This is a genomic window from Steroidobacter sp., assembly GCF_016790065.1.
In the GTDB taxonomy this organism is placed as follows: domain Bacteria; phylum Pseudomonadota; class Gammaproteobacteria; order Steroidobacterales; family Steroidobacteraceae; genus Steroidobacter.
Genome location: NZ_JAEUPY010000257.1, coordinates 1 through 1788 on the forward strand (window position 1 = coordinate 1; position 1788 = coordinate 1788).

General features: G+C 64.3%; 2 protein-coding genes. Both read right to left on the reverse strand.

Going from position 1 to position 1788, the window contains the following annotated elements:
• Positions 1 to 578, reverse strand: a 578-nt coding sequence (locus JNL55_RS11350) for a hypothetical protein (RefSeq protein WP_293852936.1), incomplete at its 3' end; no start/stop codon positions are given.
• Between the two features lie 326 nt (positions 579 to 904).
• The gene (locus tag JNL55_RS11355; RefSeq protein WP_293852937.1) at positions 905 to 1396 is read right to left on the reverse strand and encodes a hypothetical protein; all 492 of its coding nucleotides are present in this window, start codon (positions 1394 to 1396) and stop codon (positions 905 to 907) included.
• Positions 1397 to 1788: the final 392 nt, after the last annotated feature.

Consider the following 1788-nt stretch of genomic DNA (forward strand, 5'->3'; position numbering starts at 1 on the left):
ACGGCCCTCGGATTGTGGCTGCGGTCGAACCTACCGCTCACCTGCGCGAGGCGAGCGAGATCGCGAGCGACGATGGAGCTCGCAACATCAGCGTCGCGCTCGCATCGTTCGGCGGCCAGGGCAAGCGCTGCCTGATGCATCGGGTTGGGGTGCAGGGCGGCCATCGCGCGCAGGGCGGCCGGCACGTGCTCGGTGATCGCCAGGCGAACCATTCGCCGGATGAACTCAGGTTCATCGAGCACGTCCTTGCTGCCGAGCTGGGCCAGTCCCAAACGGCGCAGCCCTCGGGCACGGGCTTTCGGTGAGGACCAGACGGCGTCGTTCAATCGCGTCTTGAGACTGCGCAGCGAGTCGGCGACGCAGCCCGGATCATCACTATGCGGCAGGCCCAAGCCATAACAAACCGCGGCTTCGACACACATCTTGCCAGGCACGGGCTGGCCCAAGCCTCGTACCAGGCCGGCATCAATGGTCGCCAGAACGTTCTGCGCGAGTGCTCGCGTGATCTCGATGGGGCGCCCCGTGCTCGCCTTCCTGGGCGGGCAGGGTTCGGCCGATAGCAAACATGAGGTTGTCATGAGTAACTCATCTCTCATAAAAAATGGGTTGAACTCGAGGCTCGCGCCGGCAAGGCACGCGCCGAGTGAATCGCTTCCGCACGCGCAGGCGCGAAAGACTTAGAAGCGAGGCAGTGCTGGTCGTGCAGCGCCCAGGCGCCGCCTCACGAAGTGATCAGTTCGCGACGCGCGGCCGCTGTGACACGGTGTCTGTGCGGGCCGCCGCTGGGAAGGCCGGCGTCGTTCGGAACGAACCATGGTGGGAACGAGCCACCGACGTCGAACTGCTCCCGGTGCTCGTCTGGATTCGGGCGCGGCGACGAAAAGCGTCGTGCGCTACGGGTGGTTCAGTCGATCAAACCATAGGCACTGGATCCGCAGGGGGCCTGATGCGAGCTTTGGGAGCACGCGTGCTGCCCTTGCAGGTCACAGCAGTGTTGATTGCGCGTCGCCTCCAGCGGTGCGCTTGACACACGGCGTGCTCGCACTGAGCGATCGCGTAGAGCGTGAGACATAGCTCGTGCAGCTCGATCACAAATCTCTGTAGCGACTGCGGTGACGACCAGCGCAGGCCGGTGATCGCTCGCGGCCGGCTCAGCTCGGGCGGGGCGCATCCAATCGGCTCGCCGAGCCAGCAGCTCGATGATCAGCGCGGTCGAATCGCGTCCGCCGCCCCAGGCGACCAGCACGGGCTCGCGGCCGAGTCGCAGCTTCGCAAGCTGGCCAAGTGAGGGAAGATCGTCGTCGTCGAGCACGACCGGCGCCGTCAATGCGAGCGGGTTCTGATGGGTGCGATGTTCGACGACTAAAATGGCGGCGAGGGCTTTGCAATGTTTCATGAGGCGACCTGAAAACACTTCTCAAGCAGGCTCGCATCGGTCCTTTCAACTGCAACCGTACGAGGAACAAGGCCCGACTGCGCGGGCCGGCAGCAGTGAAAGTTGGCTGCAAGCGCGTGGTGTCGTGGCCCGTTTTAGCGGAGCGCGCGCCACGAGTTCATGGGATCGGATTCCCTCGCCGAGCGGCGTGATGTGCTGCCTGGGCTCATCAATCTGTTTTTGACCGCCAGGTTCGGCCCACGCACAAAGGGAGGAGGTGACTCATGTCTTCCACATCGACACCAGTGCGGGTTCGTCCGAGGGCCATCGCTTCCTGATCTCTTCGTCGATGCGCGCGATCACGACTTCATGGGTTGCACGCGGGCTCAGTCCGAAATGTTTCGCCCAACCGG